This window comes from Yoonia sp. MH D7, from assembly GCF_054439475.1.
The window spans coordinates 1695871-1713527 of the sequence record NZ_JBTJCF010000001.1; the positions used below are offsets into that span (position 1 = coordinate 1695871).

Annotated in this window: 20 protein-coding genes and 1 tRNA gene; 6 read left to right on the forward strand and 15 right to left on the reverse strand. The window is 55.4% G+C overall.

Features of this window, described 5'->3' with window-relative positions:
• The first annotated feature begins 6 nt into the window (after positions 1 to 6).
• A complete protein-coding gene (gene purD, locus ACXLHR_RS08295; protein ID WP_458790995.1) occupies positions 7 to 1269 on the forward strand; it encodes a phosphoribosylamine--glycine ligase in 1263 nt (420 codons plus the stop codon).
• 79 nt (positions 1270 to 1348) lie between these two features.
• On the opposite strand, the gene ACXLHR_RS08300 is transcribed toward purD, so the two are convergent.
• From ACXLHR_RS08300 to ACXLHR_RS08320, 5 genes are all read right to left on the reverse strand, one after another.
• Positions 1349 to 1855 (reverse strand): CarD family transcriptional regulator, encoded by a 507-nt coding sequence (locus tag ACXLHR_RS08300; protein ID WP_458790996.1) that lies wholly within the window; start codon positions 1853 to 1855, stop codon positions 1349 to 1351.
• Between the two features lie 207 nt (positions 1856 to 2062).
• Entirely contained in the window at positions 2063 to 2398 is a 336-nt protein-coding gene (gene fdxA, locus ACXLHR_RS08305) for a ferredoxin FdxA (protein WP_458790997.1), read from the reverse strand.
• A gap of 47 nt (positions 2399 to 2445) precedes the next feature.
• The gene (locus tag ACXLHR_RS08310) at positions 2446 to 2832 is read right to left on the reverse strand and encodes an RNA-binding S4 domain-containing protein (protein ID WP_458790998.1); all 387 of its coding nucleotides are present in this window, start codon (positions 2830 to 2832) and stop codon (positions 2446 to 2448) included.
• The gene (locus ACXLHR_RS08315; protein WP_458790999.1) at positions 2829 to 5708 is read right to left on the reverse strand and encodes a helicase-related protein; all 2880 of its coding nucleotides are present in this window, start codon (positions 5706 to 5708) and stop codon (positions 2829 to 2831) included. The genes ACXLHR_RS08310 and ACXLHR_RS08315 overlap by 4 nt, the downstream gene beginning before the upstream one ends.
• A 28-nt stretch (positions 5709 to 5736) precedes the next feature.
• On the reverse strand, positions 5737 to 6285 hold the full coding sequence (locus ACXLHR_RS08320; protein WP_458791000.1) for a tetratricopeptide repeat protein: 549 nt from the start codon (positions 6283 to 6285) through the stop codon (positions 5737 to 5739).
• Positions 6286 to 6363: 78 nt separating this feature from the next.
• Here ACXLHR_RS08320 and ACXLHR_RS08325 point away from each other — a divergent pair, with 78 nt between their 5' ends.
• From ACXLHR_RS08325 to ACXLHR_RS08335, 3 genes are all read left to right on the forward strand, one after another.
• Complete coding sequence (locus ACXLHR_RS08325) at positions 6364 to 6654, forward strand: SCP2 sterol-binding domain-containing protein (protein ID WP_458791001.1); 291 nt, start codon at positions 6364 to 6366, stop codon at positions 6652 to 6654.
• A gap of 3 nt (positions 6655 to 6657) precedes the next feature.
• The gene (locus tag ACXLHR_RS08330; protein WP_458791002.1) at positions 6658 to 7593 is read left to right on the forward strand and encodes an alpha/beta hydrolase; all 936 of its coding nucleotides are present in this window, start codon (positions 6658 to 6660) and stop codon (positions 7591 to 7593) included.
• A 74-nt stretch (positions 7594 to 7667) separates the two neighbouring features.
• Positions 7668 to 9485, forward strand: coding sequence for a M3 family oligoendopeptidase (locus ACXLHR_RS08335; protein ID WP_458791003.1), 1818 nt, complete (start codon positions 7668 to 7670; stop codon positions 9483 to 9485).
• A gap of 151 nt (positions 9486 to 9636) precedes the next feature.
• Here the strand turns inward: ACXLHR_RS08335 and ACXLHR_RS08340 are convergent, their stop codons facing one another.
• From ACXLHR_RS08340 to ACXLHR_RS08355, 4 genes are all read right to left on the reverse strand, one after another.
• Positions 9637 to 9906 (reverse strand): DUF4389 domain-containing protein, encoded by a 270-nt coding sequence (locus ACXLHR_RS08340; RefSeq protein ID WP_458791004.1) that lies wholly within the window; start codon positions 9904 to 9906, stop codon positions 9637 to 9639.
• A 350-nt stretch (positions 9907 to 10256) separates the two neighbouring features.
• Entirely contained in the window at positions 10257 to 11159 is a 903-nt protein-coding gene (gene rpoH / locus ACXLHR_RS08345) for an RNA polymerase sigma factor RpoH (RefSeq protein WP_458791005.1), read from the reverse strand.
• A 165-nt stretch (positions 11160 to 11324) separates the two neighbouring features.
• Positions 11325 to 12356, reverse strand: coding sequence for an RluA family pseudouridine synthase (locus ACXLHR_RS08350; protein ID WP_458791006.1), 1032 nt, complete (start codon positions 12354 to 12356; stop codon positions 11325 to 11327).
• Positions 12357 to 12431: 75 nt separating this feature from the next.
• Positions 12432 to 12508: transfer RNA gene (locus tag ACXLHR_RS08355), tRNA-His, on the reverse strand.
• Positions 12509 to 12628: 120 nt separating this feature from the next.
• On the opposite strand from ACXLHR_RS08355, the gene ACXLHR_RS08360 reads away from it, so the two are divergent.
• Positions 12629 to 12820: a DUF6324 family protein gene (locus tag ACXLHR_RS08360; RefSeq protein ID WP_458791007.1), complete on the forward strand. Its 192-nt coding sequence runs from the start codon at positions 12629 to 12631 to the stop codon at positions 12818 to 12820.
• Here the strand turns inward: ACXLHR_RS08360 and ACXLHR_RS08365 are convergent.
• Positions 12817 to 13293, reverse strand: coding sequence for an MmcB family DNA repair protein (locus ACXLHR_RS08365; RefSeq protein ID WP_458791008.1), 477 nt, complete (start codon positions 13291 to 13293; stop codon positions 12817 to 12819). The genes ACXLHR_RS08360 and ACXLHR_RS08365 overlap by 4 nt on opposite strands.
• 155 nt (positions 13294 to 13448) lie before the next feature.
• Between ACXLHR_RS08365 and ACXLHR_RS08370 the strand changes: the two genes are divergently transcribed.
• Entirely contained in the window at positions 13449 to 13577 is a 129-nt protein-coding gene (locus tag ACXLHR_RS08370) for a hypothetical protein (RefSeq protein WP_458791009.1), read from the forward strand.
• 216 nt (positions 13578 to 13793) lie between these two features.
• Here the strand turns inward: ACXLHR_RS08370 and ACXLHR_RS08375 are convergent, their stop codons facing one another.
• The 5 genes from ACXLHR_RS08375 to ACXLHR_RS08395 form a co-directional block, all read right to left on the reverse strand.
• Positions 13794 to 14339: an HdeD family acid-resistance protein gene (locus tag ACXLHR_RS08375; protein ID WP_458791010.1), complete on the reverse strand. Its 546-nt coding sequence runs from the start codon at positions 14337 to 14339 to the stop codon at positions 13794 to 13796.
• A gap of 405 nt (positions 14340 to 14744) precedes the next feature.
• Complete coding sequence (gene nusB, locus ACXLHR_RS08380) at positions 14745 to 15212, reverse strand: transcription antitermination factor NusB (protein ID WP_458791011.1); 468 nt, start codon at positions 15210 to 15212, stop codon at positions 14745 to 14747.
• The gene (locus ACXLHR_RS08385; protein ID WP_458791012.1) at positions 15209 to 15742 is read right to left on the reverse strand and encodes a 6,7-dimethyl-8-ribityllumazine synthase; all 534 of its coding nucleotides are present in this window, start codon (positions 15740 to 15742) and stop codon (positions 15209 to 15211) included. Before ACXLHR_RS08385 ends, nusB begins: the two co-directional genes overlap by 4 nt.
• The gene (ribB, locus tag ACXLHR_RS08390) at positions 15742 to 16872 is read right to left on the reverse strand and encodes a 3,4-dihydroxy-2-butanone-4-phosphate synthase (RefSeq protein WP_458791013.1); all 1131 of its coding nucleotides are present in this window, start codon (positions 16870 to 16872) and stop codon (positions 15742 to 15744) included. The genes ACXLHR_RS08385 and ribB overlap by 1 nt, the downstream gene beginning before the upstream one ends.
• A 57-nt stretch (positions 16873 to 16929) precedes the next feature.
• The gene (locus tag ACXLHR_RS08395; protein WP_458791014.1) at positions 16930 to 17526 is read right to left on the reverse strand and encodes a riboflavin synthase; all 597 of its coding nucleotides are present in this window, start codon (positions 17524 to 17526) and stop codon (positions 16930 to 16932) included.
• Positions 17527 to 17657: the final 131 nt, after the last annotated feature.

A 17657-nucleotide genomic window follows, 5' to 3' on the forward strand; every position in this document is an offset into this window, starting at 1 on the left:
AACACGATGAATATCCTCATTTTAGGGAGCGGCGGGCGCGAGCATAGTCTGGCCTGGGCCATTCAGCAGAATCCCAAGTGCGACAAGTTGATTGTGGCGCCGGGAAATGCGGGCATCGAGCGGCTATGTGATTGTGCGGATCTCGATATTCTGGATGGTGATCTGGTGGCCAGTTTTGCCGAAGAAAACGCGATTGATTTTGTGATAATCGGGCCTGAAGCGCCCTTGGCGGTGGGTGTCGCTGACAGGTTGCGCGATGCAGGGCTGTTAGTTTTTGGTCCGTCGAAGGCCGCGGCGCTACTGGAAGCGTCAAAATCGTTCACAAAAGCGATTTGCGATGCGTCTGGCGCGCCAACCTCTGCCTATGGGCATTTCACCGACGCGGATGCGGCGCGAGCGTATATTCGCAGCACAGGCGCGCCGATTGTCGTCAAGGCGGACGGACTGGCGGCGGGCAAAGGCGTGATTGTTGCCATGACAGAAGCCGAGGCTCTGGCCGCGATTGACGACATGTTTGACGGCTCGTTTGGCGAAGCCGGCGCAGAGGTTGTGATCGAGGAGTTCATGGAGGGCGAGGAGGCGTCATTCTTTGTACTCTGTGACGGAAAAACTGTGCTGCCGGTCGGGACGGCGCAGGATCATAAGCGTGTTGGGGATGGTGATACGGGGCCAAATACCGGTGGTATGGGGGCGTACTCCCCTGCCCCAGTGATGACGGATGCCGTGACGCAAAAGGCGATTGACGAGATTATTCAACCTTGCATGGACGAGATGGCCAAACGCGGCACCCCGTTTGAAGGGGTGTTGTTTGTCGGACTGATGATCAAGGACGGGCAGCCGCGATTGGTAGAATATAATGTACGTTTTGGCGATCCTGAGTGTCAGACATTGATGATGCGTTTGGGCGGTCAGGTGTTGGACCTGTTGCAGGCTTGTGCCCAGCATCGGTTGGATGAGGTGACGGTCAATTGGGCGGATGATCACGCGATTACGATTGTGATGGCCGCGAATGGCTATCCTGCCGCTTACGAAAAAGGCTCTGTGATCAAAGGACTGGATCTGTTGCCTGAAGATAGCATGAATATGGTGTTTCATGCGGGCACGGCGATGAAGGGTGCGGGTATTGTCGCTGTCGGCGGGCGCGTTTTGGCTGTTACCGCGCGGGGCGACAGCCTGCCCGAGGCACGAGATCGGGCCTATGCGACTGCAAAGCGCATTGATTGGGACGGCGGATTCTATCGCACCGATATTGGCTGGCGCGCGCTATAGGCCAATTTTTGTCGAAATATTAAAAAGCCCCGCGCAAGTGATTGCGCGGGGCTTTTTTAATCTAATTCTCTAGAAAAACTTAAGCGGCGCGGCCAACGAGGACCGAAGTGATCTCGGCTGCAGCTGCGTTTTCGTCATTACCTGCTACCACGGCGATTTCGCGGGTCAGGCGTTCAAGTGCTGCTTCATAAAGCTGACGCTCGGAGTAACTTTGCTCGCGCTGGTCGTCCTGACGGTGCAGGTCACGCACAACTTCGGCAATTGCGACCAGATCGCCCGAGTTAATTTTCTGCTCGTATTCCTGCGCACGGCGGGACCACATCGCTTTTTTAACCTTGGCTTTACCGCGCAGGGTTTTCATCGCGTGAGACACAACGTCAGGTGTCGCAAGCGCGCGCATGCCAACGTCTGTCGCCTTGTGCGTCGGAACGCGCAGGGTCATTTTGTCTTTTACAAAGGCGATCACAAACATTTCCAGCTCGAAGCCCGCAACTTCTTGGGTTTCGATCGACACGATTTTGCCCACACCGTGCGCAGGGTAGACGACAAATTCGTTCGGGCTAAAGTCGTTTTTCTTCTTAGTCATGTTGTGTCCTTTCGGTGACGGACCAGTGACAGAGGCAAAATAGCCAACGGGAACACATGCGTTTCCGTCGGTCAATTTCGGGTGTTTCAGCTGGTCAAATATTCTGTGGCATTGATCTGACTATACCACAAATTCAGGTCTAAAAAAAGCGCCCAGTTTTACTGCGCTTTTCCTTATAAACATAGGATTTTTCAAAGTCTGGCCGAATCAGCCGCCTTCGCCTGGCTTCTCGGAAAACAGGTCGATTTTACCGGTTTTGCCGTCCATTTCCTCTGCGTCGGGCAGCTGGTCTTTTTTGGTAATGATGACCGGCCACATCTCGGAATACTTGCGGTTGAATTCCACCCATTTTTCCATATCCGGCTCGGTGTCCGGACGAATTGCGTCTGCCGGACATTCCGGTTCGCACACACCGCAGTCGATGCATTCATCAGGGTGGATCACCAGCATGTTTTCGCCCTCGTAGAAGCAATCCACGGGGCAAACTTCTACACAATCGGTGTATTTGCAGGCGATACAATTGTCGTTGACGATATATGTCATGGGCTCATCCGGTATTTGTCACGGCCTAGCTAGGACAATCGCGTCTCTCATTCAAGCGTGAAAGGGTCGCCATGTGCGGGATGAGACACCATGTCCCGCCTGTCCTTCTTTGTGGGGCGTCCTTTTCCCTCGTATCGCGGATTTTTCGGAACATGTACCTTTTCGGGTGACATGTCCTCATAGAGCGCTTGGGCTTCGGGGGCGGGACCACGCCGCGTACCGAGCGCCAGAACCTTCACGATGCGTATGTTTTTTTCTTGGGTGAAGGTGAGCACATCGCCTGCGCCAACGGCGCGCGCGGGCTTCATCACGGGTTGGCCGTCCATGCGCACTTTGCCGCCTGTGATCACCCCGGCGGCCAGCGAGCGCGATTTGAAAAACCGCGCTTGCCAGAGCCATTTATCGAGGCGGATTGTCTCGCGCGCTGTGTTCAACCCTTATTGAATCCAGCCAAAGCCGCCGCAAAGGGATTGTCGGGGTCGATTTTCTTTTCGACTTTTGGTTTGGCGCTAAACTTCTGCCGCTCATCGCCACCCTTTTGCGCGGCGCCGCGTGGCTTGCCTTTGCCCTTGGGTTTGGCGTTGTCGCGTTTAGGACGCACATTTTCGCGTGCAGCACGGCCAGCCCATGTAAATGTATAAAACACTTCCATGTCGGGACCTGCGATCGTTGCATCGGGCGCTGTCCCAATCGGCGTTTCGTTTTCCGCCACATCGGGGATATGATCGTCAACGTGGCCACTGTGCGCAGGTTCGGACGCGATTGGCGCGATGCCCTCGTCCAAGATGTCAGCCACGCCCGAAGGTGTGTCAGCAGCGGCGTCAGGCACAGGGGCAAAGATCACACCGCCCGCAGGTTCCTGCGCTGCCACGTCCATCACAGGCGTATCGGGTGCGACGTCTTTTTCGGCGTTTGGCATCACCTCGGTGACGGTTTTGACCTTTGCACGTTCGGCTTTTTCGGCTTTATAGCCGAGCCCTGTCATAAGATCGGCAAACTGTTCCAGCGTCATGCCCGTAATCGACAGCATATCGGCGTTGGCTTCAAAACCGCCACGGCTGTCTTTGTCGCGCAGCATGTCGGCCAAGCGTTCCAGCATGTCGATCCGGATCGCGCGCGTACCAGCGGCGCGGTAGCCCGACATCGCATAATAACCCGCGACCGCATCTTTTGACGCAGGCAATGTCACCAGACCAGGGGGCGGACTTTCGGGAAATTCGCCTAGGTTTTTGGACAGCGACCACAGCACAAGGCGCAGACGGGTTGGTGCAGGCTTGAGCAACAGCGGCATAAAGATGGTAAATTGGCCAAAGCGTATGCCGTGTTTGCGCAAAGCGCCACGTGCATCTTGATCAAGGGCTTTCACTTCGTCGGCGACGTCACCGCGCGGTAGAATGCCGAATCCCTCACCCATGCGGAATGCAAAGCCTTTGGCCGCACCCACAAGGGTCTCGTCGTTTTTCAACGCGAGCAGAGGATCGAACGCTGCGGCGATTTTGCGGTCGATGAAGTGTTGCAAGCGGCGCGTCACTTTTGCCGCGACCTCGTCGCCTGCTTCGTCGTCCACAAACGCCACGACGGATGGCTTGAACGGATCAGCACCGGACACCAGTTTGCCGACAGCCGCGTCGCCCCACATCAGGCCACCCTGCTCTGTGAAATCAAGTTCCGGATCGGGCGCGTTATAAAAACGGTCCGCCATCAGGTGGAAATGCGGCACAAGTGCAGCCGCAGAGGCCTGACGCAGCGTTTTCGCTTCATCGGGGCTCCCCGCTTTATCCATGTTAAACCGGAAGCCCGAAAGCTTGCCTACGAATTCACCGCTTACGGTGACTTCACCCTTGTCATTTACGTCGGCCAAAAGGCTCTCCTTCTGTTTGAGCCGCCGCAGCAGAATGCTGGTACGCCGGTCCACAAATCGTTGGGTCAGTGCGCCGTGAAGCGCATCTGACAATCGGTCTTCTACTGCACGCGTCTCGTCGCGCCAATGGCTTTCGTCGCGCAGCCAGCCTTTGCGCTGTGCAACGTATGTCCATGTGCGGATATATGCCAACCTTTTCGACAATGCATCAATATCACCATCAATTCTATCGATTTTACGCACTTGTAGGCCGAACCAGTTGGCGCCGATATGCCCGTCCTGATGCAAATCGGTAAAGATTTGCGTCAAAAGCCCCGCATGTTCGCCCCTGCTGATGCCACGAAAGTCGGGGATTCGGCACACATCCCACAAGAGTTTGACCGACGGGCCGTCGTTGGCCCTTGCGGCGATAATCTCGTCGGCGCCGAGCGTTTTGAGGGCCGCCAGATCGTCACTTTCGCGAACGCGGGTCAGCCAGCGGTCATCGGTGCGGTCTTCCAGCGTGTTGATCAGGCGTTTGATCGAGCCGAATTGCAGCTTGGAATTACGCCATTGTAGTTTCTGGATCGGCTGGAACCGGTGATCACAGATGGCCTGCGCGACCTCGTCATCAAGCGGCGGTGCTTCGCCGGTGACACCAAAGGTGCCGTTTTGTTTGAACCGCCCTGCCCGTCCGGCGATTTGCGCCAATTCGTCCGGCATCAGATGCCGCATCCGGTGGCCGTCGAATTTTGTCAGGCTGGAAAACGCGACGTGTGAGATGTCGAGGTTAAGCCCCATGCCGATGGCATCGGTGGCAACCAGATAGTCGACGTCGCCGTTTTGATACATTTCGACCTGCGCGTTGCGGGTACGCGGCGAAAGTGCGCCCATGACCACCGCAGCACCGCCTTTTTGACGCCGCAGCAGTTCTGCGATGGCGTAGCAATTTTCAACTGAAAACCCGACAATTGCCGATCTTGCGGGCATCCGGCTTAGTTTTTTCGACCCCGAATAGGTGAGGTCCGACATACGTTCGCGGTAGATGAATTGCACATTGGGCACCAACGCGGCGATGGCGTTGTGCATGGTGGCAGCCCCCATAAACAGAGTCTCATGGAGCCCGCGGGCGTTCAAAAGCCGATCGGTGAACACATGGCCGCGCTCTGCGTCATTGCAAAGCTGGATTTCGTCGACCGCTAGAAAGTCGGCGCCAAGCCCCTGAGGCATCGCCTCGACCGTGCAGACCCAATAGGCCGCGCGCGGCGGCACAATCCGCTCTTCGCCGGTGATCATCGCGACCACGCCGGGCCCTTTGATCGCAACAATGCGGTCGTAGACTTCGCGGGCCAGCAACCGCAATGGCAGGCCGATCACGCCCGAACGGTGCGCCAGCATCCGCTCGATCGCATAGTGGGTTTTGCCAGTATTTGTCGGCCCCAAAACGGCCGTGACACGGGAGTTTAACATGATACGTCCCGCAATGCGGGTCAGACAATCAGATTGCCTGACCTTCCAATTCTAATTCCAACCGGTCAACCGTCTCTACAACACCTTGAAAATCAGGGTAGATTTCGAGAACGGCACGGTAAACTTCCAATGCATCTGCTGGACGACCCAAGTCCTCAAGGATAATCCCGATGCCGCGCATACCTGCAAAGTGACGCGGGTTTTGTACCAATAGTTCACGCAGATCATCCAATGCGGGTCCGATCATTCCCAACAGAAAATAAGCGGTGGCACGGCCGTTGTAGGCCTCGCTAAAGTCCGGCGCGTGGTCGATCAGCGCGGAAAAATGGTCAAGCGCCGCCTCGACATTGCCGACCTCCAGCGCGTCCTCGCCACGGCGCAAAAGCAAATCAAGACTGGCAGAGCCGCTTTTTTCCCACTCTGTTTTGATCTGATCAGCGATTCTGGGTTGTTCTTCGGGCGCGGCTTGTGACAACTCTGCATAAAGATCATCCAAATCCGCCGCTTGCACGGGCATTCCTGCACCAAGCGACATAACAAGTGCCGTAACGATATATTTGAAGTGGGGCCTACGCATGTCCATACTGCTAATGTAGCGTAACAATCCACCGATACCAGAGGCGTTGCGGCCAACATTGAAAACGAAGGAAATAAAATGAGCGAAATCATCACAGGAGCCGTTGCGGCATTGAACGGAAAAATGGGCGGTGCCGGCTTTGACGGTTTGGCAAAGTTCGAAATTGAAGGTGAAGGGTCGATCATTATTGACGCCGACGGCGCACGCGCGGGCGACGACGATGCAGACGTAACACTATCGGCATCCGCCGAGACATTTCAGGCAATTCTTGAAGGCGATCAGAACCCGACAACGGCGTTTATGACCGGCAAACTAAAGGTCGATGGCGACATGGGACAGGCGATGAAGCTCGCCGGAGTGTTGTCCTAAGCTATGGAAAATGCACCTTTCTTTGAGGATCTCGCGCAGGGTCCGGCAGGTGGCGTGGCTCACTGGGTCACGACATCTGACGGGCTAAATATCCGCGTTGCTCATTGGACAGGTGCCGATGTGAAAGGCACAATCCTGTTATTCCCGGGACGGACCGAATACATCGAAAAATACGGACCTGCGGCGGCGGAGTTTCTGGCGCGGGGCTATGCCACAGTGGCAATCGACTGGCGCGGGCAAGGCATGTCGGCGCGCACCAACGCCATACGCACCATTGGTGACGTGGCTGACTTTAAAGATTATCAAAAAGATGTGGCCGCAATGTTGGCCCATGTGAGGATGTTGGGGTTGCCCGAACCTTACTACCTTTTGGCGCATTCGATGGGCGGTTGTATCGGATTGCGCGCGCTTTTGGACGGTTTGCCGGTGAAAGCCGCTGCATTTTCTGCGCCAATGTGGGGCATTGCGATGTCGCCAGTGATGCGCCCACTGGCATGGACTATGTCGTGGGCTGCGGGCATTTTGGGGTTTGCGCACCTGATGGCGCCTGGTCAAAACAACGGGGCATATGTGTTGAGCACTGCGTTTGCGGACAACGCCCTGACCACGGACCCCGACACGTTCAAGGTAATGCAACACCATGTGACCGCGCAGCCTGATTTCATTCTTGGCGGTCCGTCCCTGCGCTGGTTAAACGAATCGCTGCGTGAAATGCGTGAACTTGCGCGGGCACCCTCGCCAAACCTGCCTTGCGTAACATTTCTAGGCAGTGACGAGTCGATTGTGGTGGCTGACGCGATCCGCACACGCATGGCCAAGTGGCCAAATGGCACCTTGCAGATGATCAACGGGGCGCGCCACGAGGTCATTTTAGAAAAGCCGCCAATACGCACACAGGTTTTCGACCAGATCACGGGACTGTTCGACAAACACCGCTAATCGCATGCCTTTGCGCTTCTAAACTGCGGGTTGCGTACCTATATTGCTGAAAAGACATTCAAATAGGTGATATAATGCGCAGCAAAAAACCAGTTTTCGACGCCCATACCAAAGGTGCGACCCCTTTTGGCGATTTGCCGGAATGGAACCTCGACGACCTTTACACCGGCGACGACAGCCCCGCGTTGATCCACGACATGGAGTGGTTGGAAACTGCTTGCGCCGAGTTTGCCGCTGATTTCGAGGGCAAGCTGGCCAGTCTTGACGCAGCCGGGCTTTTGGCGGCCGTTCACCGTTATGAGGCGATCGATATTACCGCAGGGCGCATCATGTCCTACGCTGGTTTGCGGTATTATCAGATGACCACGGATAGTCAGCGCGCCAAGTTCATGGCCGATACGCAGGATAAAATAACCGCCTATACCACGCCACTGGTGTTTTACGGCCTTGAGTTCAATCGTCTTGAGGACGCGCATCTCGATGGGATGCTGGCGCAAAACGCTGATCTGGCGCGATATAAACCTGTGTTTGACCGGATGCGCGCGATGAAGCCGCATCAATTGTCCGATGAACTGGAAAAATTTCTGCATGACCAGTCGACGGTTGGAGCAGCTGCGTGGAACCGCCTGTTTGACGAGACCATGGCGGGGTTGGAGTTTGCGGTTGAGGGCGAGATGCTGAACCTTGAGGCGACATTGAACCTGCTGACGGACCAGGATCGTGCCAAGCGCGAGGCGGCCACGCATGCCTTGGCGGATGTTTTTCAGGCCAATATCAAGACCTTTGCGCGGGTGCATAATACGCTGGCCAAGGAAAAAGAAATTGAGGATCGTTGGCGCAAAATGCCGACGCCACAGACCGGACGGCACCTGTCGAACCACGTCGAGGCCGAGGTTGTCGAGGCGCTGCGCGATGCGGTTGTGGCCGCTTATCCGCGTCTGTCCCACCGCTATTATGCATTAAAAGCCAAGTGGTTAGGACTTGAGCGTATGGAAACATGGGACCGCAATGCGCCGCTGCCAATGGAAACCACGCGTGTGGTGTCTTGGGCTGAGGCCGAGACGACGGTCATGGATGCCTATGCGGATTTCTCGCCGAAAATGGCCGAACTTGCCAAGCCGTTTTTCACCGATGGATGGATTGATGCGGGTGTGAAACCGGGCAAGGCTCCGGGCGCGTTTGCGCATCCGACGGTGACCACGGTGCATCCCTATGTGATGTTGAATTACTTAGGCAAGCCGCGCGATGTGATGACATTGGCGCATGAATTGGGCCACGGTGTGCATCAGGTTTTGGCGGCAGGCCAAGGTGAAATGTTGTCCTCTACTCCGTTAACGTTGGCGGAAACGGCGTCAGTGTTCGGCGAGATGTTAACGTTCCAAAAGCTGCTCGAAGGCGCGAAAACCAAACAAGAGCGTAAGGTTCTGTTGGCGGGCAAAGTTGAGGATATGATCAACACAGTTGTGCGCCAGATTGCGTTCTATGATTTTGAATGCAAATTGCACGCAGCCCGTGCGCAAGGTGAATTGACGCCCGACGATATCAATGCGCTTTGGATGTCTGTGCAGGCACAGAGCCTTGGCGACGTGTTTGATTATACACCCGGATATGCGACGTTCTGGGCCTATATCCCGCATTTTGTGCACTCGCCGTTCTACGTTTACGCCTATGCCTTTGGCGATGGCTTGGTGAACGCACTGTATGCGGTTTATGCCGAGGGTGACCCTGACTTTAAGGAAAAATACTTTGATATGCTCAAGGCTGGCGGATCAAAGCACCATACAGAATTGCTCGCGCCGTTTGGTCTTGATGCAACTGATCCCAAGTTTTGGGACAAGGGTTTGTCGATGATTGAGGGCATGATTGACGAGTTGGAAGCAATGGAAGAGTGAAATGACCGCCAGCCCCGATGTCTGAGAGGCGGAAGCGTCTTGCAAGCAGAGGTTGGCGTAAACAATCGGTGAATGACGCCGTGGCGATGTTTTTATGACGTTGCCGCGGGGTGCCAATGATTACACATGCAGCCTTTTACATGCCGTTATTTTAGTCCAGCTCGGTCCACGGCCAAGGCTTTATCTCTGACGCGGCGGTTTGGTAGCGGATTGATTTCGCCATCCAGACGCCCATTGTGGTGCCGAGTTCTGAAAGCTGTTCATTGGGTTCGCGTTTGTTAACCAGCATGATCACAAACTGGATCACCGCGATGAGCCAAAATAATGACTGGGCGAACCCCATCAAGACGGCCACAATTATCATTGAGATCAGGCGCATCCACATGCTTTCGAAAGGGTGGTCATCGTCGCGGTCAGTCATGCGCAGTGCCTCCAGCGTCAAATGCCATATCCATCGTTAGCTGTGTGCCACAAAAGAACGCAGACAGGCAAGGATTAGCCGCGGCCAACGCTCTGTCACGGGGCGCTAAACGGCATTTTCCAGCACACGTTGGGCGAAATCGAACAGGTTTAGCTAAGACGCAAGCAGTGTGTCGCTCCGCAAAAGGTAGTCCCTGACGTGGGCGCACGTATTCACGCCATTCTCGAAACTGATGCTGCCAGCGTCAACTATGTTCTAACACATTACATTCATCCGGCCACATAACCCCGGATATTAATAGTGTGTAACCAAAAAGGGCCCCGCGAACGGAGCCCTTCTGTCTTTGGTGATTAAGCGTCAGCTTTTTCAAGCATACCGCGTTCGCGGGCTAGGCCTTGCATACGTTCTTGTAGCTTCTCGAACGCTCGCACCTCGATCTGGCGGATGCGTTCGCGGCTTACATTATATTGACCGCTGAGGTCTTCAAGCGTGATGGATTCTTCCGCCAAGCGCCGTTGCACAAGGATGTCCTTTTCACGGTCGTTCAGCACGTCCATCGCTTCGGCCATGATTTCGCGGCGTGCGGTCAATTCGTCAGACGCCTCATAATCGGCAGCGGTATCAACACTGTCGTCCTCGAGCCAATCCTGCCACTGCGTTGCACTATCGCCATCCGATCCGACCATCGCATTCAACGAGGCATCGCCGCCCGCCATGCGCCGGTTCATTGATACCACTTCGGCCTCTGTCACGCCCAGATCGGTCGCGATGCGCTGGACGTTTTCGGGGCGCAGATCGCCCTCTTCCAATGCACCAATGCGATTTTTCGCTTTGCGCAGGTTAAAGAACAGTTTTTTCTGCGCCGACGTGGTGCCGAGTTTGACCATCGACCAAGACCGCAGCACATATTCTTGAATAGATGCGCGGATCCACCACATCGCGTAGGTCGCCAATCGGAAGCCTTTTTCAGGGTCAAACTTCTTGACCGCCTGCATCAAGCCCACATTGGCCTCAGAGATCACTTCGGCTTGCGGCAGCCCGTAGCCACGGTAGCCCATGGCGATTTTTGCGGCCAACCGCAGGTGCGACGTGACCATCTGGTGCGCAGCTTTGGTGTCTTCGTGATCGACCCAGCGCTTCGCCAGCATGTATTCCTCTTCCGGCTCTAACAACGGAAATTTGCGGATTTCCTGCATATAGCGGTTCAGGCCTTGCTCTGGCGATGGTGCTGGCAGATTTTTCAAATTTGTCATTTTATCGTCCCTTCAACCCAATGTTCACGGGCTTAACATGCATATGGTGACTGCGCAGACTGCATTCAAGTCTGTTTAGTCTTATACCTTGAACGAAATATGAACGTTGTTCCGTCGAAATGAAAGGGATGTAACAGTGCGCTCACGCACATGAGATTGATTATTTCAGACGTCCGCGCCCAAAGCGGCGAGCAGGCCCATCATGTCATCTGGCAGATCGGCCTCGAATTCCATAAATTCGTCTGTCACCGGATGTACAAAGCCTAAAGTTGCGGCGTGCAACGCTTGACGTGGGAAACTTGCGACGGCGGTCACACCCGCCTCGCCGATGGCTTTGAGCGACATTTTGCGTTTGCCGCCGTAGGTCGGATCACCAATCAGCGCGTGGCCACAATGCGCCATATGCACGCGGATCTGGTGGGTGCGCCCTGTTTCCAGCCAGCACTCCACCAGACAAGCCACAGGCGGCGTCCCAAGCGGGTTTAGCACACGGCAGCGGGTCACAGCGTGGCGACCCGCGGTGAAGGACACAGCCTGACGTTGACGGTCGGTGCGGTGCCTGCCCAACATGGTCTGGACCTTAAGAATGTTGCCCGCCTCGAACGAGGTGCCTTTGATGCCGCGCAAACGCGGATCATTGGCTTCCGGGACGCCGTAAGTGATGGCGATATAGCGCCGCTCGACGGTGTGATCGGCGAATTGCTTGGCGAGGCTATGGTGCGCACGGTCGGATTTGGCGGCGACCAGCAGACCTGTGGTTTCTTTGTCGATTCGGTGGACAATGCCCGGTCGCTTTAAACCGCCGACACCCGACAACGTATCACCACAATGGTGGATCAGCGCGTTAACCAGCGTGCCAGAGGGCGTGCCAGGGGCCGGATGCACAACCATGCCAGAGGGTTTGTTAACCACAATCAGGTCGTCGTCCTCATAGACCACATCTAGCGCGATATCTTCGCCGCCAATATGGCTTTCTTCGGCCACATCAACCGTCACGGCGATCTGTGCGCCTTCGATCACGCGAAAACGTGGGTCAGTGATGATGGTGCCGTTCACTTGCACGGCGCCATCTACGATCAGCTTTGCCAAGCGCGAACGGGACAATGACGCCTCGGCGGGCACATCACGGCTTAACGCTTTATCCAGGCGCGGCGCAGGATTGGCATCAATTTCAAATTCGATCAGGGCAGCGGCCATAAGGAGGCTCCAAAACTAGTGTCAGGCGCTCTTTATCTGCTTGGCGCGCAGAGGGGTATCGAAAAATGAGGGGGATGGTACCGCCTCCCCGGCTTGAACGGGGGACCCCTGGTTCCACAAACCAGTGCTCTAACCAACTGAGCTAAGGCGGCATCGGGGTTGGATTTAGCCGCATGTGGTTTTGATTGCAAGACCCCTTTCCCGCCTTTTCCTTGCCAATCGACCAAAGGGCAGGATAGATCAGCACCAACAGTGAAAAAGGAGCCTATAACATGGGTATCAACGACCAACGCGACGTAGAAGCAAATATGCAAATCGGCCCGACAGATGCCGGAATGGTCCGATTGTTCATCGAATCTGGTGGCGTCGAGATTCCGATGGATTTTGAACCGGAAGAAGCGGAAGAGATTGCAGAAGAAATGCGCGCAGCGGCAGCAGCAGCACGGATGATGAAAAAACGCTAGGCAGGACCGTAGCGCGCAGACAGGCTTGGATCGCGTGCCGCTTGTGCGCGCATTGCGGCGTGTCTGGCGAATTTTTGCGTCATGACGCGTCTGCGGGCGGGGCTGAGTTTGGTCTCTGGCCCCATGCGCAAAATCTCGGCATCAAAGCCGTCTGCGATGATCAGCCCTGTGCCGTCGGGCAGAATTTCAGTCGGAAAATTCTGATCGACAGCCCAGAAATAGCGGTCGCACCACGGCAGATAGCCCTGCCATTTCGAATCAGTTTGGAAATCGACGCGCGAGGACTTGCATTCGATGATCCAGATTTCGCCTTTTGGCCCCAAGCCCATGACATCGACCCGCAGGCCTCGCGTCGGCACCATTTCTTCGACCGACACAAAGTCGTATTCGCGCAAATGGCGGCACACGCCGCGCGCAAGCAGCTGGCCTTGCATGAGAACGGGTGTGGGAAATTCGATTGGCATGACAAACATATGAACAAAACAGCAACATCGGTCAAGAGCTGTACAGATTGGATTAGCTCACGACAGCTTACGTAAAGAAAGATCGCAACAAACTGCCCCTCGGTCACTATTTAGTCAGACTTTCCGATCAAACTCGGGACAACAGCGTTAAATGGAGCCACCGCATGACACTCTTCACTGATATCACCTTCGCCCAGGTCTGCCTGTCTGCGCTAACAGTTGGGGCGATCGAACACCTGATCGCCCGTTTTGCATCAGATGACATGCTGCGTCAGATCGGTCTTACACAGTAATCTGCAATACCCCTTGTCGCGGACCGCCGCGCACCCTATCTGTTGTCGTGGCGGGTTTCTGCTCTTCTCGATCGCTATAGGGGTTACATTCCAGTGGCCTTAAGCAAAATCCCGGGAGCTGGCTCTGTTTGGACCCTGGTCCACTTATCTGGTGCCCACCTGTACATACAGGTCCTCGGGAATAAATCCCTGAACGGATGCTGCGGTTCCCGCCACTTACTTTTCCGCAGCACGGGCCAATGCCACAAAGGCAATGCCTGACGTGAGGAAGTTGATCCCGAGCAGCAGCCCAATAGCCCAAAGTGCGGTTGAGGGAAGACCTGAGATAAGCAACACACCCATCACCAAACTCGCAGCACCGTTGAACGCGAGCCAGCCCCACCCTTTTCTAGGACGGTGTTGAGCCGCGATCATGCCTTCGAATATGCCCTGCAGCAAGAATGCGAGGCCAACAATGAGTGTTAACCCGATCAATCCTGTGAGTGCGAAAAACGACAAATAGACGCCAAGTGCGAGATGCATCAACGCGATGACGCCTGACCAAAGCGCGGATTGCCATCCCTTGGACCCGAAAGCGTGATAAAGCATCACCGCCCCTGTCAGAAGGAATATCCAGCCAAGCACGGCTTTGGCGGCAATCGAAAACACCAGTGGAAATAGAATCGCCAAGATGCCAAGCGCGATCATCACGTAACCTGCGTTCTTGAACTTCGTGCTAAATTTACGGACCGCGTCCATGATGTCAGGGGTGATGTTTTGCATTGCAGATCTCCTTATGCCGTTTTTTGCCTACCGCAGATTTAGCGCAATGCCAAATTATATAAGTTTAACGGCTTCCACCTGCACGCTCGAAACTACCGAGCAATAATCGAAATGTCCGAAATGCCACGCATCTACCACAGCAGGTTTGTTGAGGTTTTCAAAAGCTTGCTGGTGGATCTGCTGCACGTAGGCAAAGAGCAGCGCACCGTTGATGCACTCCCGAATAACTCCTGTGGCCTCTTGGATAACGCGTGCAAACCCGCCTTCCGCAGATGCGGATGTTGCGTTAAAAATCGTGAAACAGGCACAACCAATGGCCGTGAAAATCCCTAGATCACAGCTTTACGTCATTTATTTAAATCAAAAATAAATGATATCGCATCACGCCTGACCTGTTCCGACGCCTTAAAACGCCTCTGGCCGCGCTTCACGTGCCATGTGGTCAAGGACGGCATTCACAAATTTAGGCTCTTTGCCATCGTGGCTAAAGGCTTCTGCGACTTGCACAAATTCGACGATGACCACCTTTGGCGGGGTCTCTTTTTCGCCGAATTCGGCCCCCGCAGCGCGGAAAAGGGCGCGCCATGTCGGGTCGATGCGCGCGATAGGCCATTTGGCGACAAGGGCGCGATCGGTCATTTGGTCGATAGCGGCCTGATTATCCACGGCTTTTTCAACCAGCATACGGAAGGTATCGATGTCGCCTTCTTGCATCTCGTAATCGTCCAAGATCGCGCCGAAACGGTGATCTTCAAATTCGCGGATAATCTTGTCAACGGTCTGACCCGACGATTCCATCTGGAATAATGCCTGTACTGCGTAGAAACGTGCGGCAGACTTCATTTTGCGGCGCTGATTGTTTGAAATAGTCATGCTGTGGTTTTGCCGCCCTGCGCCAATAGAATTTCGCTTGTGAACCCGACACCTTTATCGGGACGGCCCCACTTACGGCTGGTTGCCACAAGGTGCAAGGCCGCAGCAGCAGCCCCTGCCCCTTTATTCATCTGTGCCGGATCGGCGCGCTCGACGGCTTGATCGTGGTTTTCGACCGTGAGGATACCATTCCCGATGCAAATCCCTTGCAGACCCATCAATTGCAACGCGCGGCTGCTGTCGTTGCAGACGGTGTCGTAATGGGTCGTCGCACCTCGGATCACGCAGCCAAGGGCGACGTAGCCGTCATAGTTGCTCATCCGTTCGGCGATGGCGATGATGGTGGGGATCTCTAACGCGCCTGTGACGTCGATGACCTCAAATGTGGCCCCCGCAGCTTCGATTTCGGCAATCGCGCCTGCCACCTGCATGTCGTAGATGTCTTTGTAGTACGGCGAGGCGACGATCAACAATTTGACAGGCTTTTCAAAGGTCGGGCGCGGCAGGATGTAGTGGGATGGTCCGGCCATTACGCGCCCTCCGTTATCTTTTGGGTGCCGGTGATCTCAAGTCCGTAGGCGTCGAGCCCGACGATTTTCGGCTTTGGCGAGTTAGTAAGAAGCGTGATTTTATGCAGGCCGAGCGTTGACAGGATTTGCGCGCCCACACCGTATTGGCGCAGGGTTTGTGGCGAGCTTTCGGCGTCGGGGTCGATTTTCATTTCGGTGTCACGCAAAAGCACAAGAACGCCGCGCCCAGCTTCGCCGATCATTTTCATCGCGTCGCCGAATTCATCACGCCGCCCTTTGGGGCCGGTGCCAACAACGTCAAGCATCGGGTCCATGGCGTGCATGCGGGTTAAAACCGGTGCATCGGTGCTGATGTCGCCCTTAATCAGCGCGATATGTTCCGCCCCTTGGGTTTCGTCCGCGTAGATACGCATCTCCCATTCGCCGCCAAATTCAGAGGTAATCGTCTCGGATGAGCGTATTTTGATCAGGTTATCGTGGCGGCGGCGGTAGGCAATCAGGTCGCTGATGGTGCCGATTTTCAGGCCGTGCAACTGCGCAAAGCTGACCAGATCGGGCAAACGGGCCATTTCGCCATCTTCTTTCATGATCTCGCAGATCACGCCCGAAGGGTTTAGGCCGGCAAGGCGGGAAATATCGGTTGCCGCTTCTGTGTGGCCCGCACGAACAAGAACGCCGCCGTCGCGGGCGCGCAGGGGGAAAACGTGACCGGGAGTTGCGATGTCGGCAGCACCTTTGGATGCGTCGATCGCGACAGAGACGGTGCGCGCGCGGTCGGCGGCGGAAATACCGGTCGTCACGCCCTCACGGGCCTCGATGGAAATGGTGAACGCAGTTTCGTGACGCGAGGAATTATGTGTCGCCATGAGCGGCAGTCCGAGGGCTTCGATCCGCGCCGAGGGCAGTGTCAGGCAGATCAAGCCGCGCCCGTGTTTGGCCATAAAGTTGATCGCGTCAGGGGTCGCCATTTGCGCAGGGATGACCAAGTCACCTTCGTTTTCGCGGTCCTCATGGTCAACAAGCACAAACATGCGCCCGTTGCGAGCATCGTTGATGATCTCTTCAATCGGGCTGATTGCATCTGCCCAATCTTGTTCGACCTGGCCTGGTATTTCAAATGTCACTGTCATGGGGCACCTTTTTGCGATGGGTCTGCCATACAGCTTTGCCCGAATTTTGAAAAGGGCCTAGTCGAACTCACGCAGCCTTGCGACGTAACGGGCCATTGTATCGATCTCGATATTGATCTTGTCGCCGACCTTTGCCTGCCCCCAGGTTGTCACCTCTTTGGTATGGGGGATGATATTGACGCCAAAGTCGCAACCATCCACGCCATTCACCGTCAACGACGTGCCGTTAAGCGCAACCGATCCTTTGGGGGCGATGTATTTGGCCAGTTTCTCAGGAGCACGAAAGACAAAACGTGTGCTGTCGCCCTCATCGGTCATACTGATGATTTCGGCCACACCGTCGACATGCCCCGAGACGATATGTCCCCCGAGTTCGTCGCCCAAGCGCAGGGCCCGTTCGAGATTGATCTGCCGCCCGACACCCCATGCGCCGATGTTGGTCGCAGCCACGCTTTCGGCGGAAATATCGACATCAAACCAGTTACCGTCATCCGCGCCGATCGCCACCACAGTCAGGCAAACACCCTCACAGGCAATTGACGCCCCCAGATCAATGCCTGCGATATCATAGCTCGTGCCAACGCGCGCCCGCAGATCGCCCTGCTGATCCAAGGCTTTTACAATGCCTAAATCACTTACAATTCCGGTAAACATGGCGAGACTCCTGATCTGTTTTTCCAGACCTAGCCCCTGCACCTGTTGCAATCAAGTCATGCTCGCCCACACGACGCTAATTGCCATATTCCTGACAAACGAATGGGTGATAAGAGATTGTTGATAATTTT

Coding starts and splice junctions, on each gene's coding strand:
- purD (WP_458790995.1), top strand. CDS start 7: ATGAATATCCTCATTTTAGGGAGCGGCGGGCGCGAGCATAGTCTGGCC.
- ACXLHR_RS08300 (WP_458790996.1), bottom strand. CDS start 1,855: ATGACTAAGAAGAAAAACGACTTTAGCCCGAACGAATTTGTCGTCTAC.
- fdxA (WP_458790997.1), bottom strand. CDS start 2,398: ATGACATATATCGTCAACGACAATTGTATCGCCTGCAAATACACCGAT.
- ACXLHR_RS08315 (WP_458790999.1), bottom strand. CDS start 5,708: ATGTTAAACTCCCGTGTCACGGCCGTTTTGGGGCCGACAAATACTGGC.
- ACXLHR_RS08320 (WP_458791000.1), bottom strand. CDS start 6,285: ATGCGTAGGCCCCACTTCAAATATATCGTTACGGCACTTGTTATGTCG.
- ACXLHR_RS08325 (WP_458791001.1), top strand. CDS start 6,364: ATGAGCGAAATCATCACAGGAGCCGTTGCGGCATTGAACGGAAAAATG.
- ACXLHR_RS08330 (WP_458791002.1), top strand. CDS start 6,658: ATGGAAAATGCACCTTTCTTTGAGGATCTCGCGCAGGGTCCGGCAGGT.
- ACXLHR_RS08335 (WP_458791003.1), top strand. CDS start 7,668: ATGCGCAGCAAAAAACCAGTTTTCGACGCCCATACCAAAGGTGCGACC.
- ACXLHR_RS08340 (WP_458791004.1), bottom strand. CDS start 9,906: ATGACTGACCGCGACGATGACCACCCTTTCGAAAGCATGTGGATGCGC.
- rpoH (WP_458791005.1), bottom strand. CDS start 11,159: ATGACAAATTTGAAAAATCTGCCAGCACCATCGCCAGAGCAAGGCCTG.
- ACXLHR_RS08350 (WP_458791006.1), bottom strand. CDS start 12,356: ATGGCCGCTGCCCTGATCGAATTTGAAATTGATGCCAATCCTGCGCCG.
- ACXLHR_RS08360 (WP_458791007.1), top strand. CDS start 12,629: ATGGGTATCAACGACCAACGCGACGTAGAAGCAAATATGCAAATCGGC.
- ACXLHR_RS08365 (WP_458791008.1), bottom strand. CDS start 13,293: ATGTTTGTCATGCCAATCGAATTTCCCACACCCGTTCTCATGCAAGGC.
- ACXLHR_RS08370 (WP_458791009.1), top strand. CDS start 13,449: ATGACACTCTTCACTGATATCACCTTCGCCCAGGTCTGCCTGTCTGCG.
- ACXLHR_RS08375 (WP_458791010.1), bottom strand. CDS start 14,339: ATGCAAAACATCACCCCTGACATCATGGACGCGGTCCGTAAATTTAGC.
- nusB (WP_458791011.1), bottom strand. CDS start 15,212: ATGACTATTTCAAACAATCAGCGCCGCAAAATGAAGTCTGCCGCACGT.
- ACXLHR_RS08385 (WP_458791012.1), bottom strand. CDS start 15,742: ATGGCCGGACCATCCCACTACATCCTGCCGCGCCCGACCTTTGAAAAG.
- ribB (WP_458791013.1), bottom strand. CDS start 16,872: ATGACAGTGACATTTGAAATACCAGGCCAGGTCGAACAAGATTGGGCA.
- ACXLHR_RS08395 (WP_458791014.1), bottom strand. CDS start 17,526: ATGTTTACCGGAATTGTAAGTGATTTAGGCATTGTAAAAGCCTTGGAT.